The following is a 23,889-nucleotide window of genomic DNA, read 5'->3' on the forward strand; positions in this document are numbered from 1 at the left end:
GCCCCCGCCAGGCGGGGGATTCGCCCGCTTCGGGCGGCCGTGCGCGGGCTCATGGCGCCACCTCGCCCGCCGCCGCCTTGATGGCCACCACGCCGGTGGCGGCCACCTTGTCTCCAGCCTTCAGCGGGCCAGTGACCATCACTGCGTCATTCAGGCGACCAGCCACGGTGACTGGAACGATGCGAAAGCCGTCCTGAGAAGGCGCCCGGCCGTCCGAAGCCTTCTCAGCCCCCTTGGGGGGCGGCGGCTGCATCGCAGCGGCCTGGGAGTCGTTCTTCACCACCGCGACCAAAACGGCATCGCGTCCACCCATCTGCGTCAACGCGGCGGGCGGCACGCGCCACACCCCGGCCTGCGCCGGCAGACTCAGTCGTGCCTGCACCACGCCGCCGGCCTGCAGGCTGCCGGGCTGCGTCACGCGCACACGCAGCAGCACGCTCTGTCCGGCGTTCAGCGCGGTGGCCTTGGCCTGCACCACACCCTTGGCCTGCAGTGCCGGAACCTCCACTTCTGCACCCACCTGCAGCGCGGCAGCCTGCTGCGGGCTGGCGTCGATTTCCAGCCACAACTGCCCTTGCTGCGCAATGCGGAACAGCGGCGCGGCCGTGTCGACCCGCTGGCCCGGCAGCGCCGTGGTCTCGGTGACGACGCCGGAGATGGGCGCGCGCAGCATGGCCACGCCGTTGAGCGCGGTGCCGCCTGCGGCCAGCTTCAGCGCCAGATCGCGCTCGGCCAGCATGGCCTGCGCCTCGCGGCTTTGCGCCCGCGCGCTGTCGAGCCGCGCGCTGGGCACGATGCCTTCGTTCACGAGCGTGGTGTCGCGCTGCAACTGGCGCTGCGCCAGGTCGTAACGGCTTTGCGCCTCGCTGCGCTCGCGCTGCAGTTGGGCAATTTGCGGGCTGGTGAGTTCGGCCAGCGGCTGACCGGCCTTCACCGTGTCGCCGGGGTTGACCAGCAGGCGGGTGATCAGCCCGGCGGCCGGCGCGGAGACCACGGCCTGTTGCGACAGTGGCACCGTCACGCGGGCGGGCAGGTCGATCTGCGCGGCGGTGGCTGCCTGCACCGTGGCAAGGCGCACACCCAGCGCGGTTTGCTGATCGAGTGACATGGCAATGACGCCGGGCGCTGCGGCCCGCGCGGAACCGGGCGTGGCAAGCAAGGCCAGGCTCAACAGGCTGGCGCAGAGGGCGCACGCCACTGGGGTGCGCGACAAATGAATCTTTGGCATGTATTTTCCCGGCAGCGCCGGGCTCCATCTGGAACGGGGGAAATCATCCGCGTGACAGGTTGCACCTGTGTTTCACGCGTGTTGCAGCGCAGTGACGCGGCAGCGCGTGCTGCCGCCCAGGCGCGTCAGGCCAGAGTGGGGGGGGGAGCCTGGCCGGGAGGCGGCAGGCCATGGTGAACGCGCGGCAGCGCGCTGTCCGGTGTCTGCGGCCAGTGCGTGGCCGCGGGGGTTGCAGGGGCAGCTTGCAGTGCAGACACGAGGGTGACGGCAAGCGCTGCCGGGCTGACGTCCAGAGCGGAGAAGGCGTGCGCCAGGCGGATCTGCGACAGCCGCGACTGCGCAATGCCCGGGGCCAGCTCGATGTCGCTCGGCTCGGGCGCATGCAGGCTCAGCCCGGCCTGTTGCACGGTGTGCCTGTGGTCGCTGGCGAGGCAGGCCAGCCCATCAAACTGCGCGCTGGCCTGGACCTCCTGCACGGCCGACAGCGCGTGGATGTGCCAGCCGTTTTGCACCGGCTGCCCCAGATGTCCATGAATGAACGGCATCAGCCCAAGCAGCAGCATCAGCATGGAAAACCAGGCTGCGCGCAGGGTGGAGAGGATGACGGACATGGATCTTCAGAACGAAATGCACGAATTTGTAACAACTATAACCAGATCGACAATGACCCGCAGATCTGGGGGATATTGCCCGTCTTGTTGCGCGGTGCCGCACAGCGCGTCGCTGCGCTTCGCATTTCTAGAATGCCCGCATGAGCGCCGCGCGCAAACCTTCCCCGCCCAAGGCCTCGGCCGAGCCCGCGCCGACCCCGCGCGGGCCCGATGCGGGCAGGGCGCGCAAGGCCCAGCCGTCCAAGCCCGCGCCGCTCGCCCGGCTGGGCCTGCGCAGCGACTGGGACATCGTGTTGCACCTGCCCCTGCGCTACGACGACGAAACCCGGCTCACCCCGCTGGCCGCGCTGCGCGATGGCGCCATCGTCACCGCCGAGGCGGAAGTGATCGACACCCAGGTGCAGGGCCGTGCGCCGCGGCGGCAGTTGCTGGTAGGGCTGCAGGCGGCGGGCCAGTCGCAGGACACGCTGACCCTGCGGCTGTTCCACTTCTACCCCAATCAGCTCAAGCTGCTGCAGCCCGGTGTGCGGTTGCGGGTGCATGGGCAGGTGCGGCACGGGCTGTTCGGCTGGGAGATGGTGCATCCCAACTGGCGCGTCGTGGGCGTTGAGGACACTCTGCCGCAAACCCTTACTCCGGTGTATCCGACCACGGCCGGCGTGCCGCAGAGTTATTTGCGCAAGGCGATGCACAGGGCGCTGGGGCGCCTGAACTGGCATGACACCGTGCCGCAGTGCGAGCTGGCGCGCCATCATCTGCCCGACTTGCAGACCAGCCTGCGGTTGCTGCATGCCCCGCCGCCCGCTGCGCTGCCCGCACTGGAGGAGGGCGTGCATCCCGCGCAGCGGCGGCTGAAATTCGATGAACTGCTGGCACAGCAACTCGCGCAGCAACAGGCCCGCGCCGCCCGCCAGCGCTGGCAGGCACCGTCGCTGCCGGACACCAGTCGCGCGAACACGCTGCCCCTGCGGCTGCGCGCTGCCATTGCCTTTGTGCTGACCGCGGCGCAGGAACGCTGCGTGGCCGAGATCGCCGTCGATCTGGCGCGGCCGGTGCCGATGCACCGCCTGCTGCAGGGCGATGTGGGCAGCGGCAAGACCGTGGTGGCTGCGCTTGCGGCGGCGCAGGCCATTGCGGCGGGCTGGCAATGCGCGCTGATGGCGCCCACTGAAATCCTCGCCGCGCAACATGCGCGCAAGCTGGCCGACTGGCTGGAGCCGCTGGGCGTGCGCGTGGCCTGGCTGTCGGGCAGCCAGACCCGCAAGGAGCGCGAGGCCGCGCTGCAGCTTGCCGCCAGCGGGCAGGCGCAGCTGGTGCTCGGCACCCATGCGGTGATCCAGTCGCAGGTGCGGTTTGCCCGGCTGGGGCTGGCCATCGTCGATGAACAACATCGCTTCGGTGTGGCGCAGCGGCTGGCGCTGCGCGACAGCCTGCGCGCCGGCACGCAGCACAGCGGCCTGCAGCCGCATCTGCTGATGATGAGCGCCACGCCGATTCCGCGCACGCTCGCCATGGCCTTGTTCGGCGATCTGGACGTGTCCACCATCGACGCCCTGCCGCCGGGCCGCACGCCGGTGCGCACAACCGTCCTCAGCGCCGAGCGGCGCGGCGATCTCATCCAACGCGTTGGCGCGCTGGTGGCGCAGGGCCGGCAGGTGTATTGGGTCTGTCCCCTGGTGGAGGAAAGCGAGACGCTGGATCTGCAGAATGCCGTGGCCACGCATGCCGAACTCAGCGCCGCGCTGGCCGCGCTGCCGCGCACGGCGGATCAGCCGCCCTTGCGCGCGGGCCTGTTGCATGGCCGCATGAAGGCAGCCGAGAAACGCGCCACCATGCAGGCGTTCACGGCGGGTGACATCGGCTTGCTGGTGGCAACCACGGTCATCGAAGTGGGCGTGGACGTGCCCAACGCCAGCCTGATGGTGATCGAGCATGCCGAGCGCTTCGGCCTGTCGCAACTGCACCAGCTGCGCGGGCGTGTGGGGCGGGGCGCGGCGCAGTCCGACTGCGTGCTGCTGTTCACATCGCCACTGTCGCCCACGGCGCGGGCGCGGCTGGCGGCGATGCGCGAACTCGCCGACGGCTTCGCGCTGGCGCAGAAGGACCTGGAACTGCGTGGCCCCGGTGAACTGCTGGGACTGCGGCAATCGGGCGTGCCAGGTCTGCGCTACGCCGATCTGGCGCACGATGCCGACCTGCTCGACGCCGCCCGCGACACCGCGCAGCGGCTGCTGCACACCGACCCGCAGGCTGCGCGTCAGCACGCGGCGCGCTGGCTGGGCGAAGGCTTCGACTGGCTGAGCGCCTGAGGTGAGCGGCCTCTGCCTTGCTGCGCAAGTCAACCTCCCGAGGAGGTGCCAGTTCGTTCGGAGCGGCCGTGCGGAACTGAGGGGAAACAGCCCCCATGCCTTGCTGCGCAAGTCTCCCCCCGAGGGGGCGCCAGTTCCTTCGGAGCGGCCGTGCGGAACTGGGGAGAAACAGCCCCATGCCTTGCTGCGCAAGTCTCCCCCCCGAGGGGGTGCCAGTTCCTTCGGAGCGGCCGTGCGGAACTGGCTATTCTTGCATTGATTAACACAATCTGTCTGGGTTTCTGTTTTAATTCTTTCTATGACTCTGACAGAATTGCGCTATATCGTGGCCGTTGCCCGGGAACGGCATTTTGGTCGGGCCGCCGAGGCCTGTTTCGTCAGCCAGCCCACACTGTCCGTTGCCATCAAGAAGCTCGAGGAAGAGCTCGATGTCCGGCTGTTCGAGCGCGGCGGCAACGAGGTGAGCATCACCCCCATCGGCGTGGAAATCGTCGAGCAGGCGCAGCGGGTGATCGAGCAGGCCGCGGCGATCAAGGAAATCGCCAAGCGCGGCAAGGACCCGCTGGCCGGGCCGCTGCGGCTGGGGGTGATTTACACCGTCGCGCCCTACCTGCTGCCCGAGCTGGTGCGGCATGTCATCGAGCGCACGCCGCAGATGCCGCTGCTGCTGCAGGAAAATTTCACGGTGCGGCTGCTGGAAATGCTGCGCACGGGCGAACTCGACGCGGCCATCCTGGCCGAGCCGTTTCCCGATCAGGGCCTGGCGATCGCGCCGCTGTACGACGAGCCGTTTCTCATCGCCGTGCCGCGCGATCACCGCCTGGCGCGCAGCAAGGCCCTGAGCTCCGACGCCATTCGCGACGAAACCATGCTGCTGCTGGGAACCGGCCATTGCTTCCGCGACCATGTGCTCGATGTCTGCCCGGAGTTCGCGCGCTTCTCGCCCAGTTCGGAAGGCATCCGCAAGAGTTTCGAGGGCTCGTCGCTCGAGACCATCAAGCAGATGGTGGCCTCGGGCATGGGCATCACCGTGGTGCCCAAGCTGTCGGTGCCGCAACAGAACGTGCCGCACGCGGCAGACCCCAGCACCGACCACGTCTGCTATGTGCCCTTCACCGATCCGGCGCCCACCCGCCGCGTGGTGCTGGCATGGCGCAAGAGCTTCACACGGCACGAAGCCATTGTTGCGCTGCGCGGGGCCATCATGGACTGCGATCTGCGCGGCGTGACCATGCTCGGCAACTGAGCAAGAAGTTCACGCCTCGGCGTGCACGTCGTGGGTGACGAAGCCCTGCTCCGCGCCGGGCGGGGCGAACCAGTCCGGGTGGTCGAGGGTGCGGTGCATGTCGTCCTGGCCGCTTTGCCAGTGCGCGCGCATTTCGGCGCGGCCGAAAGCGTAGTCCTTGCCCTGGCCGTCGAAGGGTTTGTCGCGGTAGATCAGGTGGATGACGTTGTAGCGCTTGTCCTGCGCCATGGCGTCGACCTCCTTGCACAGCGCGTCGCGCCCGCGCACACCGGGCGGAATGCGCGCCAGCAGTTCGCGCAGGATGCGGCGCTGCTCCTGCGCGCGCTGCAGGGTGCGGGTGATGGTGCGGGTGCGGCTGGAGTATTGAATGTCTTTCTGCCGCTCGGCCACGTCGAGCAGGGATTTGGGCAGTTCGCCCGCCGCACTCCACAGATCGACCTGGAACACCAGGGTGTTGTGGCTGGGGTGGCCACCGAGCACCTGGGAGAGCGGGGTGTTGGACACCAGGCCGCCGTCCCAGTAGAACTCGCCGTCGATCTCCACTGCCGGAAAACCCGGCGGCAGCGCGCCCGAAGCCATGATGTGCTCGGGGCGCAGGCGCATCTCGGCGCTGTCGAACACCACCTGGTTGCCGGTGCGCACATTCACCGCGCCCACGCTGATGCGGGTGTCGCCGCTGTTGAGCCGGTCGAAGTCGACCAGCCTCTCCAGCGTGTCGCGCAGCGGCGCGGTGTCGTAGAAGCTGGCCTGCGAAGGGCTGTTGCCACCAGACGGCCAGCGCGGAACGAAGAAGCCGCGCTGACCCTCAAGAACGGTCCGCAGCCCCTGAAACGCAGCAAGCTGTGGTTGCAGGGATTCGGGAATCCAGCCCAGCGCCGCGCCGTGCTCCCACGGCAGCGCGGGCAGCAGCGGGCGCTGTGTGACGGTTTCCCAGAAGGCGCGCAGCGCGCTGGTGCGCTGTCCCGGGGCATTGCCGGCAATCAGCGCGGCATTGATGGAGCCGATGGAAATGCCGGCCACCCAGTGCGGATGCACCCCGCAGTCTTCCAGCGCCTCGACCACGCCGCATTGATACGCGCCCAGCGCGCCGCCACCCTGCAGCACCAGCGCGACGCGGTCGTACTGGCGCACCTGCTGCAGCACCGCATCGGCGCGGCAGGAGGCCTCGGACCGGGCCTGCGGGCGGGCCCTTGCGCGCGTGGCGGTGGCGCGCATCAGTTCATGCACCAGCCGTGGCTGGCGACGATGGACTGGCCAGTGAGCGCCGCGCTGGGGAAGGCGGCGAGGAACAGCGCGAGATTGGCGATGTCGGCGGTGGTGGTGAACTCGCCATCGACCGTGTCCTTGAGCATCACGTTCTTGATCACCTCGTCCTCGCTGATGCCCAGTTCCTTGGCCTGTTCGGGGATCTGCTTTTCCACCAGCGGGGTGCGCACAAAGCCGGGGCAGATGACATGCGAGCGCACGCCCTTGGGCCCGCCCTCCTTGGCCAGCACCCGCGCCAGCCCCAGCAACCCGTGCTTGGCGGTGACATAGGCGCTCTTGAGCTTGCTGGCCTCGTGCGAATGCACCGAGCCCATGTAGATCACCACGCCGTTCTTCTTGGCATACATGCCCGGCAGCACCGCCTTGGTGGTGAGGAATGCGCCGTCGAGGTGGATGGCCAGCAGCTTTTTCCAATCGGCAAAGGCAAACGATTCGATCGGGTTGACGATCTGGATGCCGGCGTTGGACACCAGGATGTCCACCGGGCCGAAGGCCTTGGCCACCTCGGCGCATCCGGCGTTGACCTGCGCCTCGTCGGTCACGTTCATCGCCACGCCCATGGCCTTGCCACCCGCCTGGTTGATGGCCTCGGCGGTGGCCTTGGCGGCCTCCAGGTTGAGGTCGGCGATGGCGACCTTGGCGCCGGCACGGGCGTAGGTCTCGGCGATTTCCTTGCCGATGCCGCTGGCGGCGCCGGTGATGAGGGCGGTCTTGTCCTTGAGGCTGAGTTGCATGGTCATGCGAATCTCCTGATAGAGGTGGGGAAGCAAGTCGATTGAAGCGGAGTTGCTGCGCTGCGGCAAGTGTTGCGCGCCTCCATGACAAGAGCATGGACGGTGGGACTTAACTCGGACTGAAAGCGGCGTGCCGTTCCGGTGCGGGCGATTGGGCAACACTGAACAAGCCCTTGCGCGCTGCGCATCCGGCCTGCAGGCGGTCTGCGGCGCAGCCCTCGCTTGCCATCGCTTCGGCTATTGTCTTGGTGTGCGCCTTGCATCCCATCCCGCACACCGGCGCGCATCATCACAAGGACTGATTCAGTGTTGCCCTTGCTGCGCTGCAAACCTCACCTGCACCCGCAGGCCGCCGAGCGGTGCGGTGTCGAGGGTGATGGTCGCGCGAGAGCGCTCGGCCACACTGCGCACGATGGCCAGGCCCAGACCGCTGCCGCCCGCGGGGGCGTTTTCGCGGCGATAGAAGCGGTCGAACACCCGCTCGCGGTCCTCGGGCGGGATGCCGGGGCCGGAGTCGTCCACTTCGAGAATGGCCATGCGCTGCGGCGTGCCGTCTGTGTCCGGCCGCATCTCGCAGCGCACCCGCACGTCCACCCGGCCGCCGGTCGGGGTGTAGCGCAGCGCGTTGTCCACCAGATTGCGCACCAGAATGCGCAAGCCCCCGGGCGGGGCGAGCACGGTGCAATCCTCGGCGTCTTCCAGCCCGGCGTCCACGCCGCGGGTCTGCGCCAGCTCGGCGGTGTCCGACAGCGCCAGGCGCACGGTGTCGAGCAGGCTGACGGCACCGAGCGCCTCCTCGCCGCCCGATTCGCTGCGCGCCAGCAGCAGCAGTTGCTCGACCAGATGGCTGGCGCGGTCGATGCCGCTTTCCAGCCGCGCCAGCGCCACGCTGCGCTGGCCGTCGTCATGCGCGCGGGACAGCATCTGCACCTGCACCTTCAGCGCGGTCAGCGGCGAGCGCAGCTCGTGCGCGGCGTCGGCAACGAACATGCGCTGGGTGTCGAACGCGGCCCGGGTGCGGGCGAACAGGCCGTTCATCGCCCGCACCACGGGCTGCATTTCACTCACCACAGGGTGCGGGTCCAGCGGGTCGAAGCTGGTGGCCGCGCGGTTTTCGAGTTCGCGCGACAGGTCCGAGAGCGGCTGCAGCGAGCGCCGCACCACCCAGGCCACGGCCAGCAGCAACAGCGGGGCGATCACCGCCATCGGCCAGATCGAGCGCAGTGCAAACCCCAGCGCCAGCGCCTGCCGCGTGGCGGTGCTCTGCCCGACCTGGATGGTGCGGCCACCGGCCTGCATGGAATACACCCGCCATTGCTCGCTGCCGACCTGCACATTGGTGTAGCCGAGCACGGCCTGGCTGGGCAGATCGCTGCGCGGGCGCGAGACGTAGATCCGCTTGCCGTCGGGCGCCCAGACCTGCACCACGTAGTCGACATCGTTGCCCGCGCTGACATCGGGGCCGAATCCGGGCAGCCCCATGTCGCCACTGGCCAGCGACAGCGCGAGCTGCTGCAGGTGATAGTCGAACACCGCATCGGCCTCGCGCATGGCGTTGTGGAACACCGCCACCGCCTGCACCAGCGCGGCGATGGTCACTGCGGCAGACAGCAGCAGAAGCAGACGGGCGCGCAGCGATTTCACTCGCCGCCTCCGTCGCCGCCGCCGTCCTTGCTCGGCATGGCCGGGCTTGCGGCGGCGGGCTCCCTGGCGATCATGTAGCCCATGCCGCGGATGTTGCGGATCAGGTCGGCGCCGAGCTTCTTGCGCAGGCTGTGGACATACACCTCCACGGCGTTGCTCGAAATCTCGTCCTTCCAGCTGTAGAGCTTTTCCTCGAGCTGTGCGCGCGACAGAATCATGCCGGGACGGGCAATGAGCGCTTCGAGCACCGCCCATTCGCGCTGTGACAGCGCCACCGGCTCGCCGCTCAGCAAGGCTTCGTGCGTGGCCGGGTTCAGGCTGATGCGACCGTAGCTGAACACCGGCTCTGCGCGGCCTGCGGCGCGGCGCAGCAGCGCGCGGATGCGGGCGGACAGCTCGTCGAGGTCGTAGGGCTTGAGCACATAGTCGTCCGCCCCGGCGTCCAGCCCCTCGATGCGCGCCGACACCGCGTCGCGTGCGGTGGCGATCAGCACCGGCGTGGCCTCGCGCCGTGCGCGCAGCGCCTTGAGCACGGCCAGGCCGTCCATCTTGGGCAGCCCCAGGTCGAGCAGCACCAGGTCGTACTGCTCGGTGCGCAGCGCGCTGTCGGCCATGACGCCGTCGCGCACCCAGTCCACCGCGTAGCCTTCGCCGCGCAGCGCGTCGAGCACGCTTTCGCCGATCATCATGTCGTCTTCAACCAGGAGCAGGCGCATGGGGCTGGATGGCAAATGGAAACAGGTGTCACTTTAGCGGTCGGCCCTTAGACTGCGCTTAACACACTCAAACGATCAAAACGATGCCGCATTCGCCCACCCCTGCCGACCCGGCCGCACGCCTTCCCCGCACCGTCTGGATGCTGGGGCTGGTCAGCCTGTTCATGGACATGTCGTCCGAGCTGATCCATGCACTGCTGCCGGTGTACATGACCACGGTGCTGGGCCTGAGCGTGCTCAGCGTGGGGGTGGTCGAAGGCATTGCCGAGGCCACTGCGTCGATGCTCAAGGTGGTGTCGGGTGTGTGGTCGGACCGCATCGGCTCGCGCAAGTGGCTCGCGGTGACCGGCTATGGCCTGTCGGCGCTGACCAAGCCGCTGTTTCCGCTGGCCTCCGGCGCCGGCGAGGTGATCGCCGCGCGCTTCATCGATCGCATCGGCAAGGGTATCCGCGGCGCGCCGCGTGACGCGCTGGTGGCCGACGCCACGCCGCCCGCGTTGCGCAATGCAGCCTATGGCCTGCGGCAAAGTCTGGACACGGTGGGCGCTGTGCTCGGCCCGCTGGCGGCCATCGGCCTGCTCGCGCTGTATGCCGACAATCTGCGGCTGGTCCTGTGGTTCGGGGTGATTCCGGCGGTGATCGCGGTGGCGCTGCTGGCCTTCGGGGTGCACGAGCCGCGGCGCGCCCGGCCCGAGCGCAGCACGGCCGGATCGCGCCGCAAGGCGGTGGACTGGGGCGCCGCGCGCCAGCTGCCGGCGGCGTACTGGCAGGTGGTCGCTCTGGCCGCGCTGTTCACCGTGGCGCGGCTGACCGAGGCGTTTCTGGTGTTGCGCGGCAATCAGATCGGCGTGTCGGTGGTGTGGATCGCGTTGGTCACGCTGGTACTGTCGCTGGCCTACGCCGCCTCGGCCTATCCGGTCGGGCTGCTGGCCGCGCGCTGGGGGCGCAAGCGCTTGTTCGGTCTGGGGCTGGTGGTGCTCGCGCTGGCCATGTTGCTGCTCGGCGGTGTGCTGCCGCTGGGAATGCCCGGGTTCTGGGCCGGGGTTGCGCTGTGGGGTTTGCACATGGGGCTCACGCAGGGATTACTCTCCGCTGCCGTGGCCGACGCCGCGCCGCCGGCACTGCGCGGCACCGCGTTCGGCCTGTTTCACCTGACCATCGGCCTGATGCAGCTGCTCGCCGCCATCGGCGCGGGCTGGCTGTGGCAGACCATCGGCTCTGGCGCGCTGTTCACGCTGGGCGCGGCGCTGGCGCTGCTGTGCCTGCCTGCACTGGCGCTGTGGCTGCACGAAAACCCCCAAAAGAAGGAAGAGACATGATCACAACCCAAGCCATTCAATTCGACCAGCACGGCGGCCCCGAGGTGCTGCAGTGGCGCACGCTGGAACTGCCTGAGCCTGGCCCGGGGCAGGTGCTGCTGCGGCACGAGGCCGTGGGGCTGAACTTCATCGACGTGTATCACCGCACCGGCCTGTACCCGCAGCCGCTGCCCGGCAGTCTCGGCGGGGAAGCGGCCGGGGTGATCGAGGCGGTCGGCCCCGGGGTGCAGGGCTTTGCCGTGGGCGATCGCGTGGGCTATTGCACCGGCGCGCCCGGCGCGTATGCGCAGCGTCGCGTGGTGCCGGTAGCGCCGCTGATCAAGCTGCCCGATGACATTTCGTTCGAATTGGCCGCAGCCAGCCTGCTCAAGGGGCTGACCGCGTATTACCTGTTGCATCGCACCTGGGCGCTCAAGCGCGGCGAGGTCGCGCTGTTCCATGCCGCAGCCGGCGGAGTCGGGCTGATCGCCGGGCAGATGGCGCGGGCGATCGGCGCGGTGCTGATCGGCACCGCCGGCTCGCCGCAGAAATGCGCGCTGGCGCTGGAGAACGGCTATGCCCATGCGATCGATTACGTCCAGGACGACTTCGTTGCCCGTATCAAGGATCTCACCGGCGGGCGCGGCGTGCCGGTGGTGTACGACTCCATCGGCAAAGACACCTGGGAGCGCTCGCTTGCCTGCCTGCAGCCCTTCGGCCTGATGGTGAGCTTCGGCAACGCCTCGGGCGCGGTGCCGCCGATCAAGCTCACCGATCTGGCCGCAGCCGGCTCGCTGTATGTCACCCGCCCGACACTGGGTACGCACATGGCCGACCCGGTGGTCAAGCAGCAGATGGCCAACGCGCTGTTCGCGCTGATCCGCAGCGGCCAGGTACGCATCCACATCCACCAGCGCTACCCGCTGGCCGAGGCCGCGCAGGCGCACCGCGACCTGCAGGCGCGCAAGACCATCGGCTCGACCGTGCTGCTGCCATAGTCTGCCGCCGATCTCGCACGTCGTGGCCCTGCGACCGATTGCCGCAGGGCGGGGCAATGCGGAGTCGCCAGGCGCAGGGTGCTTCCTAGAATGGGCGCCATGCCGTTTTCCGCACGCCTTGCGCACCAGCCCCTGAGCGGGGGTCGTGCGTCTGCTCCCTTGCCCGTCGTCACCCTGCACCGTCTGCTAGCGGCGCGGGTGGTGCTGCTGCTGGCCGAACTGGCCATCATGCCGTGGGCGCATCACGCACTGGACATCACCTGGCCGGTCTACCGCGTGCTCGGGCTGATCGCGCTGCAGGCGGTGCTGGCGCTGCTGCTGTGGTGGCAGAGCCGCAGCGCGCGCGGGCTGGGGGTGAACGGCGGGTTTGCGCATCTGCTGGCCGACGCCTTCATTCTCGCGCTGCTGGTGTACTGGAGCGGCGGTGAAGTCAACCCCATCATTTCGCTGCTGCTGGTGCCGCTGATCCTGTGCGCCGTGGCGTTTCCGTGGGTGTATGGCTGGGCGATGACCGCAGTGGTCATCGTGCTGTATTCGCTGCTGTCGTTCTTTCCCGCGCCGCAGGCGGCCTCGTGCGGAGCGAGCACCGGCGCGCTGGACGAGCACTTGATGGGCATGTGGGGCAACTTCCTGATCACCGCGCTGCTGGTGGCTGCGGTGGTGGCACGGCTGGCTGCCGCCTTGCGCGAGCGCGAGGTGGAACTGGCCCGCAGCCGCGAGGCCGCGCTGCGCGACCAGCATCTGTTCGCACTCGGCATGCAGGCCGCCGCCGCAGCGCACGAACTCGCCACCCCGGTGGCCACGCTGGCGATGACGGTGGACGATCTGCAGTCCGACTACGTCGGGGACGACGAGCTTGGTCCCGCGCTGCAGCGCATGCAGGCGCAGGTCAGGCAAATCCGCGGCGTGCTCGGTCACATCACCGCAGCGGCCGGTGCGGCGCGCGAGCGCAGCGGACAGATCGAAGCGCTCGATCGCTGGCTCGCGCAGACCCTCGAACACTGGCATCTGATGCGCCCGCAGTCGCAGGCCCAGCTGCAAGTGCGCGGCACGGGCGACATGCCGCAGCTGCGCGTGGACGCGGGGCTGAACGCTGCGCTGGTGAGCCTGCTCAACAACGCAGCCGATGCCAGCCCCGAGCAGATCGAGGTCGAAGCCGACTGGGATGCGGCGCAGCTGCGCGTGAGCGTGCTCGACCGTGGCCCGGGCCTGCCCGACGAGCGGCTGGCGCGCGCCGGGTTCGATTTTGTCAGCACCAAGGGCGAGACGCGGGGCCTCGGCCTGGCGCTGGCGCGCGCCGGGATCGAGCGCCTCGGCGGCACCCTCGTGGTGACGCGCCGTGACGGTGGCGGCCTGCGCGCCGCGCTGCAATGGCCGCGCCTGGAAAGTACCCAATGAACGATCCATCCATGAACCTCCTGCTGGTCGAAGATGACGCCGCGCTGGCCGCTGCCACGCGCAATTCCATGGAACGCCGCGGCATCACGGTATGGCATGCGGACTCCGCACCCGCCGCCCGCGCGCTGATCGGCACCACGGAATTCGACGCCGCCGTGCTCGACCTGCGCCTGCCCGGCGACAGCGGCCTGACCCTGATCGCCCCGCTGCGCGCCGCCTATCCCGACATGCGCATTCTGCTGCTCACCGGGTATGCGAGCATTGCCACCGCGGTCGATGCCATCAAGCTCGGCGCGACCAACTACCTGCCCAAGCCCGCGACGGTCAGCGACATCCTCGCCGCGCTGGAGCAGGACGCGCCCGAGGCCGATCGCCCTGTGTCCGCCAACCCGCTGCCGGTGGACCGGCTGGAGTGGGAGCACATTCAGAAAGTGCTGGCCGAGCATGACGGCAATATTTCCGCCACCGCCCGCGCACTGCAGATGCACCGCCGCACCCTGCAGCGCAAGCTGCTCAAACACCCGGTGCGCGAGGCGCCGGTGGAGGGCGGCAGGGAGGGTTGATTCCCCCTCCCAACCTCCCCCACACGGTGGGGAAGGCGGCGGCGCCGCGCGCGTGGTTCAGACGCGCTCTCCCCGCTTGCGGGGAGAGCCTGTGAGGGACGATCTCTGCGCGCGGTGCGATGGCACCGTTTTGCGCGATCACGCCGCTTGCTGCGTCGCGCTGCGGATTCTCTGGCGCTGCACGCCCAGCTGCGGGCTGCCCAGCGTCACCACATCGCCGGGCTGCAGATAGCGCGGCGGCTTGCGGCCCATGCCCACGCCCGGCGGGGTGCCCGTGGCGATCAGATCCCCGGGCAGCAGAGTCATGTAGCGGCTGAGAAACGCCACCAGCTCGGCCACGCCGAAAATCATGTCGCGGGTATTGCCCTGCTGCATGCGCTCGCCGTTGACCTCGAGCCACAGGTCGATGTCCTGCGGGTCGGCGATCTCATCTTTGCTGACCAGCCACGGGCCGACCGGGCCGAAGGTGTCGCAGCCCTTGCCGAGATTCCACTGGCTGCCCTGTTCGAGCTGATACGCGCGCTCGGACACATCGTTGACCAGGCAATAGCCGGCCACCGCCTCGAGCGCATCCGCCTCGCGCACGAAGCGCGTCGGCCGGCCGATGACCACGCCGAGCTCGACCTCCCAGTCGAGCCTGTGCGCCCCGGGCGGACGCAGCACCGGGTCGTTCGGGCCGCTGATGCAGGTGGTCCATTTGTTGAACACGATGGGCGATGTCGGGATGGCCATCTGCGCCTCGGTCGCGTGGTCGCGGTAGTTCAGGCCGATGCCGATGAACTTGCTGATGCCGACCAGCGGCACGCCCAGCCGCGGCCTGCCTGCGACCAGCGGCAGTGTCTGCAGGTCGATGCGGCGCAGCGCGCGCTGGCCCGCCGGGCCGAACACGCTGGCGTCGATGTCGGGCACGATACCCGCCAGGCTGCGCAGCCGGCCCTGCGCATCGATCAGCCCGGGTTGTTCGCGGCCCTTGCGGCCGTAGCGCACGAGTTTCATCGAGGGCTCCTCAGCGCCGCTGGTATTGGGTCTTGCCGAACAGATGCTCGTGCGCGGTAGCGTCCATCTGCGCCGGACGGATGTCGGCGAGCACCTGCACGCCGCGCTGCACTGCAGGCCGCACGGCGATCGCGTCGAACCAGCGTTTGGCATGCGGAAACTCGTCCCAGGTGATGCCCTGGTTGGCCGCGCTGCGGCACCACGGAAAGGTGGCGATGTCGGCGATCGAGTAGTCGTCGCCTGCGAGGTAGCGCTGCGACGCCAGCCGCCGGTCGAGCACGCCATAGAGCCGACGCGCTTCGTTGGTGTAGCGGTCGATGGCGTAGGGGATTTTTTCCGGGGCGTACTGGCGGAAATGGTGCGCCTGCCCGAGCATGGGGCCGACGCTGGCCATCTGCCACATCAGCCACTCGATGGTGGCGATGCGCGCGCGGGGATCGGTGGGCAGGAAGCGCCCGGTCTTTTCGGCCAGGTACAGCAGAATGGCGCCGGACTCGAACACGCTGATCGGCGCGCCGCCGGGGCCGTCGGAGTCGACCAGCGCCGGAATCTTGTTGTTCGGGCTGATGGCGAGAAACTCGGGCGTGAACTGCTCGCCGCGGCCGATGTTGACCGCATGCACGCGGTAGGGCAGGCCGAGTTCCTCGAGCAGGATGTGAATCTTGTGGCCATTGGGCGTGGCCCAGGAATAGAGGTCGATCATGGTGGAGGGCCGTCTGTGCGGCGTGGTGAACGGGAGGAGGCAGAACGCCGTCACATTGTGCGACGTTCACCGCGGGCTTGCAGCGACCGGCCCGGCGCAGCGATCCGCGCAGCAGTCAGCGCAACAATTCGCCCTGCGCGATCTGGGCGTGCAGCGCCTCGATCGGCGGTGCCAGCTGCTGCAGCAGCCGCAGGTGTGCGGACAGTCCGGCCAGCGGCAGACCGTCGCCCAGCGCATCGGCTTCATGCGCCACGGTGCTCCAGTGGACCGTGCTCTGCGCCAGCGGCAGCGCGAGGCTTTGCAGCATGGCGAGCTCCTGCGGTGGCAGGTCGCCGTCGTTCTGGTCGAGCTGCCAGGCGCTGCGCCGTGCCAGCATGCGGGTGGTGTCCAGGCCGGTGCGGGCCTGCGCGATGCGCTGTTGCCACACGGGATGATGCACCGCGAGCTGCTCACCCACGCGCCGGGTCTGCAGACGCTCGACCAGCAAGTCCAGCGCGCGCTCGGCGGCGCCCAGGCACCACAGGGCGTCGTGCAGGCCGACGATGCGCTGGCGTGCCTGCAGCATGTCCAGCCCCTGTCCAGGCTGACCGACCATGAGGTCACCGGCCACGCGAACCTGGTCGAAATGCACCTCTGCCAGGGTGGATTGCGCCATCCCCCAGCCATGCAATTGCCGTGCGATGCGCACGCCATCGGTCCGGGTGGGGACGAGCAGCACGCTGAACTGCCGGTGCAGCGGGGCCTGCGCATCGGTGCGGCACAGTACCAGCAGGCTGGTGGTGCGCGGGTCGAGAATGCCCTGCACCCAGGTCTTGTGGCCGTTCAGGACCCAGTGGTTGCCGTCGCGGTTGGCCTGGGCCTGTAGCGAGTCTGGGCGGTGCAGGTCGGCGTCGGGCTCGGCGGCGGCCCAGGCGCTGCGGGTTTCGGCGCGCAACAGGGGGTCGAGCCAGGCGTCTTTCATCGGCTCGCTGGCGTAGCTGTCGAGCAGTTGCATGTTGCCGGCATCGGGCTGGGCGCTGTTGAACACGTCCGCCGCCCAGGCAATGCGCCCCATGGCCTCGATCATCGGGGCGTATTCCCAATGGCTCAGGCCCTGGCTGGTGCGGGTGGACGCGGGAAGAAACAGGTTCCACAGCCCGGCAAGCTGGGCCTTCTGCCGCATCGGCGCCAGCAAGGCGTGCACGGGCTGGCCCGGCTGCAACGCTGCAGTGCGCAGCGCGGCGTTGATGCTGCTTTCCTGCGGCTGCAGCACGGTTTGCATGAAACGGTGCAGCCGGGTCTGCAGGGTGCTGACGCGGGGGGAGGGGGCGGTCTCCATGCCGGGATGCCGTCAGTCGGTCGGGGACATGTGAAGCTGGCGGCTCAGATGCACATGCAGCTCGCCACCTTGCCACGGTGGCCCGGGCAAGCGCTTGCGCGCCGTGCCGGGAGACGGAGGAATGGCCTCGACGAGTTGCAGCGCCGTCTGCAGGCTGCTGCCCGGCGAACAGAGCCGATTGACAGCGCCCAGCTGATGCAGGCGCGCGGCACCCAGGCCCAGGCCGGGCAGCGCAGCCTCGTTGCAGACGGTGCGCGGCAGCAGTTGCGCGGCCAGCCACTGCGCGCCGCCGACATCGTGCAGCGGCAGCAACGGATCGGTCAGGAGCAGCTGCGCATCGTCCGCGGCGACCAGCAGATCGCAGGCCAGCGCCAGTGCCGCCCCGGCGCCGCGTGCCTGGCCTTCGAGTGCACCCACGACCAGCGGCTCGCAGTCGCGCAGCGCCAGGATGCAGTCGTGCAGCGCCTCCAGCGCGGCGATGTCGTGCAGGCCGCTGCAAAAGTGACGCGGCGTGCCGGTGAGCACCACGGCGCGGATGTCGGCATCGCGCTGCGCGGTGGTGAGCGCTTCCAGCGCAGCGGCGCAGAGCGCGGCAGTCAGGGCGTTGTGCGTTTCGGGGTGATGCAGACGCAGCACGAGGCAGTCACCCTGGCGTTCGGCTTGGAGTTCGGCAGTCATGCGTTGCGGTATGGGTTCATGCATCGGTTCAAAAGCGTGCACGCATCATAGGCAGACGATGGTGGAGTGCGCTCGCGCCCTGTGGGGAGATTCCGACACAAAATCGGGCGATCGTTAAATTTTTCACATGCTTTTCACCGGATATCAGTCTGCGCCAATTGCGCAGAAACCTGCGTGATACATTGCTTTCCGATCATTTGACACATTTGGATGCGTCGCCCTCATTTTCGCTGCAATGCTCACCGTTTCACGCCTGCTCAACCCGTCCTGCAGACCGCACGCGTTCCTCGCCTTTTCCCTGCGCCTGTGCGTTCTTGTGCTCGGGCTGTCGGCACTGCTGAGCCAATCCGCGCAGGCCTTGATGATCGGTGCGCCCCAAACCCGGGCCGAACTGGGGCGCCCGCTGCAGATGGACATTCCGGTGCGGCTCGACGCGCAGGAGGCGCTGCCGCTGTCCTGCGTTCAGGCGCAGGCCCAGGCAGGAGAGTCTGGCGGCAACGTGGGCGGGTTGGTCATCACTTCCAAGCCCGCGACCGACGGGTTGACTCTGGCCTTGCGCAGCCAGCAGCCCCTGCGTGAGCCCATTCTCATCGTGCGCCTGCATCTGGCCTGCCAGTTTCAGCGCACCCAGGTCTATACCCTGCTGGTCGATCCCCCGGCGCCCGAATTGCCGATGATTGCGGGCAGTGCAGTTGCTGCTGCGCCTGCCGCACGCGCGGACAATCGGGCAAAGCCCGAGCAGCAGGTTGCGCAGGCCGAGGCCTCTGCGGTGCCGGTCGGCAACGCCCCGCAGCGTCAGCCGCCCCGCGAGAGCAAGCCGGTCGCTGCGCGCGCCTCCGGGAAAACACCGCTGCATCCCCCGTTGGTCCGGCAGAAAGAACAGCACCTGCGTCATCTTGCCCGCCCTGCGCTGGAGCGCCCACCTGCGCAGAGCCGCCTGGAAATGGACGATCTCAGCGCGGCCGATCTGATGGCGTCCCCGGATTTGCGTCTGGCCACGGCCCTGCCTGCGGCATTGCCCCACCTCAGCCCGCAGCAGCGTGCGCAACTCGGCCAGTTGCGCCAACTCATCATGGACGCGACCGCAGGGCCGGGCGAGGCGCAGCCCACGCTGCAGCAGATCGCTGCCATGCAGGCCCGCGCCAACGTGCTGCAGCGGCAGTTCGAGCAGGCCGCGCAGCAATTGCAGCGGTCGCAGTCTGAGCTGGCGCGCATGCGCGCGCAGAGCTATTCCGCCAGCGTGGTGTACGCCCTGATCGCCGCGCTGGTGGCGCTGGGCGCGCTGAGTTTCTGGCTGTGGCGCAGGGGCGCCGATCCAGGCCTGCCGGAGAGCCCCTTCGTTCCCGCATCCGTGGCAAGACCGTCCGTGAATCCGGCCGCGGACATGCCGTTCGCCGCGGCAACGCCGACCGCCTCCGCCACGTCCATGTCGGTGCAGGCGAGCACCATCCAGCCGCCGGTCATGCCCTTCGGTCTGCCGCCCTCGGTGGATGGGCGTCCCTTGCAGCCGGAAATCGATGCGGTATCGTTCGGCAGCCCGCCACCGAGCACCTGGGGCCATTCCGGCTTCGATTGGGATTCGCGTTTCCTGCAGCCCATGAGCCAGGACAAGCAGGTGCATGTCGACGAGCTGATGGATGCGGGTCATCTGGCCGAATATTTCATCGAGACAGGAGATGACCAGCGCGCCATCGACCTGCTCGAAAAATCGCTCGACGACAGCGCGAGCGACAGCTTTGCACTTCCTTACCTGCTGTTGTTCGATCTGTACCGCAAGCACGGGCTCAAGAAGGAGTTCGAGGCGCTCTACACCCGGTTTGAACGGCGCTTCAATGTGGCTGTGCCCCCGTGGGGGCAGCAACCCGAGGGGCAGGGCCGCGATCTGACCGACTACGACCGTGCGATGAAACTCATCACCCTGGCCTGGGGGGGGCCGCAGAGCGTCTCGGTGCTGGAACACATGCTGCTGGACGATCCGCAGCAGCACCGCATGGGCTTCGATCTGGCCGCGTACCGCGATCTGCTGATGCTCTACGCCGTGGCGCGCGACCTGTTCCCGGACGCCTCTCCGACCAGAGCGCCGATCGAGCACATCGAACTCACCACCCGCGTGGAACCTGCCGGGTTGAACCTCGACTTCGAACTGCCGCTCGAGATCCCTGCAGCGCCTGAGGCGCCAGGGCCTGCGGCGTCCTCGGAGTTCAAGCTGCAACCCCGCGACGGCGAGGCTCCGAAACTGACCCCGCAAAAACCGAACCCGCCGGGAGAGAGTGCCTGACTTCGGTCGGCTGACTTCAGGCGGCCGAGACTGTCGTGCCGCTTACTTGGCGCCGTGGCCGCCCAGCAGGGCGGCAATCTTGCGGCGTGGACGAATGCTGGGGGAGATGGAACGCTGGCCATTGCCGGCGTTCGCCGACTCCGCCGGTTCCCACGCCGGCTGGGCCTTCGGATCGGGCTCGTAGGGTTTGTCGAACCATGGATCCTGGCGGGGCGTGCGGCCCATGCGTGGATACGGCGCCGCCGCCGCGCCCACGCTCTCGGGCATGCCGCGCGACGGCATCAGCCGCGGGCTGCGTGGCGCATCCGCCTCGCGGCGGGGCCGCGATATCGGCTGCAATTGCACGGTGAGTTTTTCGAACTGGCGCTTGATCAGCTTTTCAATGTCGGCCAGTGCGCGTGCATCGCGCGCCGTGGCCAGCGTGATGGCCAGACCAGACGCTCCGGCGCGGCCTGTGCGGCCGATGCGGTGCACATAGTCTTCGGCGCTGAACGGCACGTCGTAATTCACCACGCCGGGAAGTTCGGCGATGTCCAGACCGCGGGCAGCCACATCGGTGGCGACCAGCGCCTGAATGTCGCCGCGCTTGAAGGCTTCCAGCGTGGTCAGGCGCTCGGCCTGCGACTTGTCGCCGTGCATCGCCGCGGCCTTTATGCCGTCGCGTTCCAGCGCCCGGGTGAGCCGGCCCGCTCCGAGGCGGCTGTTGACGAACACGATGACCTGCGGCAGCGGGTTGTCGCGCAGCAACTGCACCAGCGTGGCGCGCTTGTCGTCTTCCTCCACCTGATAGACGCGCTGCTCCACATTGGTGGCGGTGGCGTTGGGGCGGGCCACTTCGACCAGAAGCGGGTTTTGCAGATAACTCTGCGCCAGACGCTTGATTTCCGGCGAAAACGTGGCAGAGAACAGCAAGGTGGTGCGCTGCTTGGGCAGGAAACCGAGGATGCGCTGCAGATCGGGCAGAAAGCCGATGTCGAGCATGCGATCGGCCTCGTCAAGCACGACGAACTGCACCTGCCCGAGATTCACCGTCTTGGCTTCGAGGTGATCGAGCAGCCGCCCGGGCGTGGCCACCAGCAGATCGACGCCGTTGCGCAATTCGGCCTTCTGTGGCGCCATGTCCATGCCGCCGAACACGCAGGCGCAGCGCAGCGGCGTGTGCCTGGCATAGGCCTTGAGATTGGTGTAGACCTGATCGGCCAGTTCCCGTGTGGGAGCCAGCATCAGCGCCCGTACCGGATGCCGCGCCGGGGACACGCTGGTCGAGGCCAGCGGCAGGAGCTGTTGCAGGATGGGCAGCGAGAACGCCGCGGTCTTGCCGGTACCGGTCTGTGCTGCGCCCATGATGTCGCGTCCGTCCAGCAGCAGCGGAATGGCCTTGGCCTGGATGGGCGTGAGCTTTTCGTAGCCCATGTCGCTGACGGCGCGCAGAATGCGTGCGTCCAGCGCCAGGTCGGAAAAGCGCTCAGGCTGGAGAGCGCCCCCAGAACTGCCGCTGCGCGTCAGGCCCCCCGAGGGGGTGAGAAACACTTGGGGCGGCCCGGCGTGTTTCTCGGGTGTATCGTCTGTCGGGGTTGTCGTGGTGTTCATCCGTGCGGTGTGTGCTGGCGGCGATGGAAAAATTGAGAAGCCGGACATCAGGTGAAACCGGCCCGGACGCTGAGCTTGTCAGCGGGCGGGCGTCGCGGCCCGCGCAGAGTTCCGCCAGGGGATTGCAGGACAACTGCCTGCCGCAGCGGATTCATCGACTCGGTATTCTAGGCGAGTGACGCGACGGGCGGCGCAGCAGAAAATTGCACGCGACCTTTTGCAAATTCAGCCTCTGCCCTCATTTAATCAACAATTCATTCCCCGCACAGGAACGCACGATGGACTACAAGGACTACTACAAGGTCATGGGCGTGGAGCGCAGCGCAACGCAGGACGACATCAAGCGCGCCTATCGCAAGCTCGCCCGCAAGTATCATCCCGACGTGAACAAGGAGGCCGGAGCCGAGGCCAAATTCAAGGAGCTGGGCGAAGCCTACGAGGTGCTCAAGGACCCGGAAAAGCGCGCCGCCTATGACCAGCTCGGCAGCAACTGGCGCGCCGGACAGGACTTTCAGCCGCCGCCCGGCTGGGGCTCGGGCTTCGAGCAACGCGGCGGCATGCCGGACAACGAAGCCGATTTCAGCGACTTTTTCGAGACCCTGTTCGCGCGCAGCGGTTCCGCGCGGCGGTCGGCATCGGGCGCGGGCGGAGCGGGCGTGCATCTGCGCGGTCGGGATCATCACGCCCAGGTACTGATCGATCTGGAAGACGCCTACCGCGGCGCGACGCGCACCCTGACCCTGCGCATGCCCGAGGTCGATGCGCAAGGCCATGTGGTGACACGCGAGCGCACCCTGCAGGTGCAGATTCCCAAAGGCGTGCGCGCCGGTCAGCACATCCGCCTGGCGGGCCAGGGTGCGCCAGGTCTGGGCGAGGGCGGGGCAGGTGATCTTTACCTGGAAATCGCCTTCAACCCGCACAGCATCTACCGCGTCGAAGGGCGCGATGTGTTTGTCGATCTGCCGCTGGCGCCCTGGGAGGCTGCATTGGGCGCCGAAGTGCAGGCGCCGACCCCGGACGGGCTGGTCGAGCTGAAAATTCCGCCGACCACGGTGCCGGGCCGCCGTCTGCGTCTCAAGGGGCGCGGCATTCCCGGAGCCACGCCGGGCGATTTGTATGTGGTCACGCAAATCGTGCTGCCGCCAGCCGACACCGACGCGGCGCGGGCGGCCTATCAACGTCTGCAGGGCGAATTTTCCAAGTTCAACCCGCGCGCCCATCTCAAGCAAGGAGCCAAGGCATGAGCACCTCCGATACCGCCGCGCCGCTGTGCGGCATCGTTCTGGAAGAGCAGGTCGACATCAGCATCGACGATCTGTGCGCAGTGTGCCGGGTAGAGCGCACGCAGATCGTGCATCTGGTGGAAGAAGGGGTGATCGAGCCGCTGCCTGCCCTTGGCTCGGCCGCGCAGCGCACGCAGTGGCGTTTCAGCGGTGAAACGCTGAACCGCGCGCGCCGCGCCGTGCGGCTGCAGCGTGATCTGGAACTCAACGCGGCAGCCACGGCGCTGGTGCTTGATCTGCTGGATCAGATCGATGCGCTGCGCCGCGGCGCGCAGGCCTGACGGATTTTCATGGCGCGTCAGGCTCGCCTGTTCTGCCCCGGATACGCCCATCTGGTCCAGTTGCAGGCCGCCGTCGGCGCGCAACCGCTGGCCAATGCGTCGCAGCGCGACCGTTTTCTGCTCTGGATGCGCGAGGGGCTGGGCAGCTCGGCATTGCGTCTGCACGCCTATGCGGTGCTGCCGCAGACCGTCTGGCTGCTGATCACGCCCGATACGGCGCCGGAACTGTCCACATTTGTGCAGGGGCTGGCGCGACGCACCAGCAGGGCGCAGGAACATCCGGGCCCGGATGACGCAACCGCACCGTCGCCTGCGCGCAATCCGGTCTGGGCGGGGCGATTTCGCAGCGCCGTCGTCCAGCCGGGCGAGTGGGAACTGGCCGCGATGCTCTGGATCGACCGGGCGGCGGACGCGGTCGGGGAGATCTGGCCCTGGAGCAGCCGCGCAGCCCACTGTGGCGAACCGAGCACCGGCGCTCCCGTGCTGTCTTTCCCTGCGGCCTACTGGGCCTTGGGCAACACCCCGTTCGAACGCGAGGCAGCCTATCGTCAGCGGCTGCAGCAGGGCATCAGCAGCGCAAGCGTGCGCGCGCTGGAGCAAGGCTTGCGCAGTGGGTCGGCAGTGGGCGAGACGGCGTTTTTGCGGCAACTCGAACGAGACATCGGACGGCGCCTGCTGCCCGCCCAACGTGGACGGCCTCGCATGAAAGTTGCTTGAATCGAGCAGTGAGGTCAGTGTGCGGCCTCTAATC

General features: G+C 68.5%; 21 protein-coding genes. 10 read left to right on the forward strand and 11 right to left on the reverse strand.

What is annotated here, in order from left to right; translation table 11 throughout:
- Positions 1 to 49: 49 nt before the first annotated feature.
- Positions 50 to 1,228 carry an efflux RND transporter periplasmic adaptor subunit gene (locus AC1ZQA_RS04005; RefSeq protein WP_482678532.1) on the reverse strand — a complete coding sequence of 393 codons (1,179 nt, stop codon included), beginning with the start codon at positions 1,226 to 1,228 and terminating at the stop codon, positions 50 to 52.
- Between the two features lie 125 nt (positions 1,229 to 1,353).
- Positions 1,354 to 1,839: a hypothetical protein gene (locus AC1ZQA_RS04010; protein ID WP_482678533.1), complete on the reverse strand. Its 486-nt coding sequence runs from the start codon at positions 1,837 to 1,839 to the stop codon at positions 1,354 to 1,356.
- 140 nt (positions 1,840 to 1,979) lie between these two features.
- Between AC1ZQA_RS04010 and recG the strand changes: the two genes are divergently transcribed.
- Together recG and AC1ZQA_RS04020 are read left to right on the forward strand one after the other, a co-directional pair.
- Entirely contained in the window at positions 1,980 to 4,148 is a 2,169-nt protein-coding gene (gene recG / locus AC1ZQA_RS04015) for an ATP-dependent DNA helicase RecG (protein WP_482678534.1), read from the forward strand.
- Between the two features lie 298 nt (positions 4,149 to 4,446).
- On the forward strand, positions 4,447 to 5,394 hold the full coding sequence (locus AC1ZQA_RS04020; RefSeq protein ID WP_482678535.1) for a LysR substrate-binding domain-containing protein: 948 nt from the start codon (positions 4,447 to 4,449) through the stop codon (positions 5,392 to 5,394).
- A gap of 9 nt (positions 5,395 to 5,403) precedes the next feature.
- On the opposite strand, the gene AC1ZQA_RS04025 is transcribed toward AC1ZQA_RS04020, so the two are convergent.
- The 4 genes from AC1ZQA_RS04025 to AC1ZQA_RS04040 form a co-directional block, all read right to left on the reverse strand.
- Entirely contained in the window at positions 5,404 to 6,609 is a 1,206-nt protein-coding gene (locus AC1ZQA_RS04025; RefSeq protein WP_482678536.1) for a patatin-like phospholipase family protein, read from the reverse strand.
- Positions 6,609 to 7,400 carry a 3-hydroxybutyrate dehydrogenase gene (locus AC1ZQA_RS04030; RefSeq protein ID WP_482678537.1) on the reverse strand — a complete coding sequence of 264 codons (792 nt, stop codon included), beginning with the start codon at positions 7,398 to 7,400 and terminating at the stop codon, positions 6,609 to 6,611. The genes AC1ZQA_RS04025 and AC1ZQA_RS04030 overlap by 1 nt, the downstream gene beginning before the upstream one ends.
- Positions 7,401 to 7,697: 297 nt before the next feature.
- On the reverse strand, positions 7,698 to 9,038 hold the full coding sequence (locus tag AC1ZQA_RS04035) for an ATP-binding protein (RefSeq protein WP_482678538.1): 1,341 nt from the start codon (positions 9,036 to 9,038) through the stop codon (positions 7,698 to 7,700).
- A complete protein-coding gene (locus AC1ZQA_RS04040) occupies positions 9,035 to 9,754 on the reverse strand; it encodes a response regulator (RefSeq protein ID WP_482678539.1) in 720 nt (239 codons plus the stop codon). Before AC1ZQA_RS04040 ends, AC1ZQA_RS04035 begins: the two co-directional genes overlap by 4 nt.
- Positions 9,755 to 9,837: 83 nt before the next feature.
- Here AC1ZQA_RS04040 and AC1ZQA_RS04045 point away from each other — a divergent pair, with 83 nt between their 5' ends.
- The 4 genes from AC1ZQA_RS04045 (at position 9,838) to AC1ZQA_RS04060 (ending at position 14,011) form a co-directional block, all read left to right on the forward strand.
- Complete coding sequence (locus tag AC1ZQA_RS04045; protein ID WP_482678540.1) at positions 9,838 to 11,073, forward strand: MFS transporter; 1,236 nt, start codon at positions 9,838 to 9,840, stop codon at positions 11,071 to 11,073.
- Positions 11,070 to 12,050, forward strand: coding sequence for a quinone oxidoreductase family protein (locus AC1ZQA_RS04050; protein WP_482678541.1), 981 nt, complete (start codon positions 11,070 to 11,072; stop codon positions 12,048 to 12,050). Before AC1ZQA_RS04045 ends, AC1ZQA_RS04050 begins: the two co-directional genes overlap by 4 nt.
- A 99-nt stretch (positions 12,051 to 12,149) precedes the next feature.
- Complete coding sequence (locus tag AC1ZQA_RS04055; protein ID WP_482678542.1) at positions 12,150 to 13,448, forward strand: sensor histidine kinase; 1,299 nt, start codon at positions 12,150 to 12,152, stop codon at positions 13,446 to 13,448.
- Positions 13,445 to 14,011, forward strand: a complete 567-nt coding sequence (locus AC1ZQA_RS04060) for a response regulator transcription factor (protein WP_482678543.1) — start codon at positions 13,445 to 13,447, stop codon at positions 14,009 to 14,011. The genes AC1ZQA_RS04055 and AC1ZQA_RS04060 overlap by 4 nt, the downstream gene beginning before the upstream one ends.
- Positions 14,012 to 14,149: 138 nt before the next feature.
- On the opposite strand, the gene AC1ZQA_RS04065 is transcribed toward AC1ZQA_RS04060, so the two are convergent.
- The 4 genes from AC1ZQA_RS04065 to AC1ZQA_RS04080 form a co-directional block, all read right to left on the reverse strand.
- Positions 14,150 to 15,007, reverse strand: a complete 858-nt coding sequence (locus tag AC1ZQA_RS04065) for a fumarylacetoacetate hydrolase family protein (protein WP_482678544.1) — start codon at positions 15,005 to 15,007, stop codon at positions 14,150 to 14,152.
- Positions 15,008 to 15,017: 10 nt separating this feature from the next.
- A complete protein-coding gene (locus AC1ZQA_RS04070) occupies positions 15,018 to 15,710 on the reverse strand; it encodes a glutathione S-transferase N-terminal domain-containing protein (protein WP_482678545.1) in 693 nt (230 codons plus the stop codon).
- Positions 15,711 to 15,825: 115 nt separating this feature from the next.
- Positions 15,826 to 17,028 (reverse strand): acyl-CoA dehydrogenase family protein, encoded by a 1,203-nt coding sequence (locus AC1ZQA_RS04075; RefSeq protein WP_482678546.1) that lies wholly within the window; start codon positions 17,026 to 17,028, stop codon positions 15,826 to 15,828.
- A 12-nt stretch (positions 17,029 to 17,040) separates the two neighbouring features.
- Entirely contained in the window at positions 17,041 to 17,706 is a 666-nt protein-coding gene (locus AC1ZQA_RS04080) for an enoyl-CoA hydratase-related protein (protein WP_482678547.1), read from the reverse strand.
- A gap of 235 nt (positions 17,707 to 17,941) precedes the next feature.
- On the opposite strand from AC1ZQA_RS04080, the gene AC1ZQA_RS04085 reads away from it, so the two are divergent.
- Entirely contained in the window at positions 17,942 to 19,984 is a 2,043-nt protein-coding gene (locus AC1ZQA_RS04085) for a type IV pilus assembly protein FimV (protein ID WP_482678548.1), read from the forward strand.
- A gap of 42 nt (positions 19,985 to 20,026) precedes the next feature.
- Here AC1ZQA_RS04085 and AC1ZQA_RS04090 read toward each other — a convergent pair whose 3' ends face one another.
- On the reverse strand, positions 20,027 to 21,574 hold the full coding sequence (locus AC1ZQA_RS04090) for a DEAD/DEAH box helicase (protein WP_482678549.1): 1,548 nt from the start codon (positions 21,572 to 21,574) through the stop codon (positions 20,027 to 20,029).
- A gap of 278 nt (positions 21,575 to 21,852) precedes the next feature.
- Here AC1ZQA_RS04090 and AC1ZQA_RS04095 point away from each other — a divergent pair, with 278 nt between their 5' ends.
- The 3 genes from AC1ZQA_RS04095 to AC1ZQA_RS04105 are packed head-to-tail and all read left to right on the forward strand — an operon-like array spanning position 21,853 to position 23,855.
- Positions 21,853 to 22,818 (forward strand): DnaJ C-terminal domain-containing protein, encoded by a 966-nt coding sequence (locus AC1ZQA_RS04095; protein ID WP_482678550.1) that lies wholly within the window; start codon positions 21,853 to 21,855, stop codon positions 22,816 to 22,818.
- A complete protein-coding gene (locus AC1ZQA_RS04100; protein WP_482678551.1) occupies positions 22,815 to 23,138 on the forward strand; it encodes a chaperone modulator CbpM in 324 nt (107 codons plus the stop codon). The genes AC1ZQA_RS04095 and AC1ZQA_RS04100 overlap by 4 nt, the downstream gene beginning before the upstream one ends.
- Positions 23,139 to 23,147: 9 nt before the next feature.
- Positions 23,148 to 23,855 carry a transposase gene (locus tag AC1ZQA_RS04105; RefSeq protein WP_482678552.1) on the forward strand — a complete coding sequence of 236 codons (708 nt, stop codon included), beginning with the start codon at positions 23,148 to 23,150 and terminating at the stop codon, positions 23,853 to 23,855.
- Positions 23,856 to 23,889 lie beyond the last annotated feature (34 nt).

It is taken from the genome of Thiomonas sp. DCM-2, assembly GCF_056820905.1.

Bases quoted from the DNA above. Each gene is read 5' to 3' on its own strand.
- AC1ZQA_RS04105 (WP_482678552.1), top strand. From the start codon at position 23,148: ATGGCGCGTCAGGCTCGCCTGTTCTGCCCCGGATACGCCCATCTGGTC.
- AC1ZQA_RS04025 (WP_482678536.1), bottom strand. From the start codon at position 6,609: ATGCGCGCCACCGCCACGCGCGCAAGGGCCCGCCCGCAGGCCCGGTCC.
- AC1ZQA_RS04100 (WP_482678551.1), top strand. From the start codon at position 22,815: ATGAGCACCTCCGATACCGCCGCGCCGCTGTGCGGCATCGTTCTGGAA.
- AC1ZQA_RS04005 (WP_482678532.1), bottom strand. From the start codon at position 1,228: ATGCCAAAGATTCATTTGTCGCGCACCCCAGTGGCGTGCGCCCTCTGC.
- AC1ZQA_RS04065 (WP_482678544.1), bottom strand. From the start codon at position 15,007: ATGAAACTCGTGCGCTACGGCCGCAAGGGCCGCGAACAACCCGGGCTG.
- AC1ZQA_RS04020 (WP_482678535.1), top strand. From the start codon at position 4,447: ATGACTCTGACAGAATTGCGCTATATCGTGGCCGTTGCCCGGGAACGG.
- AC1ZQA_RS04095 (WP_482678550.1), top strand. From the start codon at position 21,853: ATGGACTACAAGGACTACTACAAGGTCATGGGCGTGGAGCGCAGCGCA.
- AC1ZQA_RS04030 (WP_482678537.1), bottom strand. From the start codon at position 7,400: ATGACCATGCAACTCAGCCTCAAGGACAAGACCGCCCTCATCACCGGC.
- AC1ZQA_RS04050 (WP_482678541.1), top strand. From the start codon at position 11,070: ATGATCACAACCCAAGCCATTCAATTCGACCAGCACGGCGGCCCCGAG.
- AC1ZQA_RS04040 (WP_482678539.1), bottom strand. From the start codon at position 9,754: ATGCGCCTGCTCCTGGTTGAAGACGACATGATGATCGGCGAAAGCGTG.
- recG (WP_482678534.1), top strand. From the start codon at position 1,980: ATGAGCGCCGCGCGCAAACCTTCCCCGCCCAAGGCCTCGGCCGAGCCC.
- AC1ZQA_RS04045 (WP_482678540.1), top strand. From the start codon at position 9,838: ATGCCGCATTCGCCCACCCCTGCCGACCCGGCCGCACGCCTTCCCCGC.
- AC1ZQA_RS04070 (WP_482678545.1), bottom strand. From the start codon at position 15,710: ATGATCGACCTCTATTCCTGGGCCACGCCCAATGGCCACAAGATTCAC.
- AC1ZQA_RS04075 (WP_482678546.1), bottom strand. From the start codon at position 17,028: ATGGAGACCGCCCCCTCCCCCCGCGTCAGCACCCTGCAGACCCGGCTG.
- AC1ZQA_RS04080 (WP_482678547.1), bottom strand. From the start codon at position 17,706: ATGACTGCCGAACTCCAAGCCGAACGCCAGGGTGACTGCCTCGTGCTG.
- AC1ZQA_RS04055 (WP_482678542.1), top strand. From the start codon at position 12,150: ATGCCGTTTTCCGCACGCCTTGCGCACCAGCCCCTGAGCGGGGGTCGT.
- AC1ZQA_RS04085 (WP_482678548.1), top strand. From the start codon at position 17,942: ATGCTCACCGTTTCACGCCTGCTCAACCCGTCCTGCAGACCGCACGCG.
- AC1ZQA_RS04060 (WP_482678543.1), top strand. From the start codon at position 13,445: ATGAACGATCCATCCATGAACCTCCTGCTGGTCGAAGATGACGCCGCG.
- AC1ZQA_RS04010 (WP_482678533.1), bottom strand. From the start codon at position 1,839: ATGTCCGTCATCCTCTCCACCCTGCGCGCAGCCTGGTTTTCCATGCTG.
- AC1ZQA_RS04090 (WP_482678549.1), bottom strand. From the start codon at position 21,574: ATGAACACCACGACAACCCCGACAGACGATACACCCGAGAAACACGCC.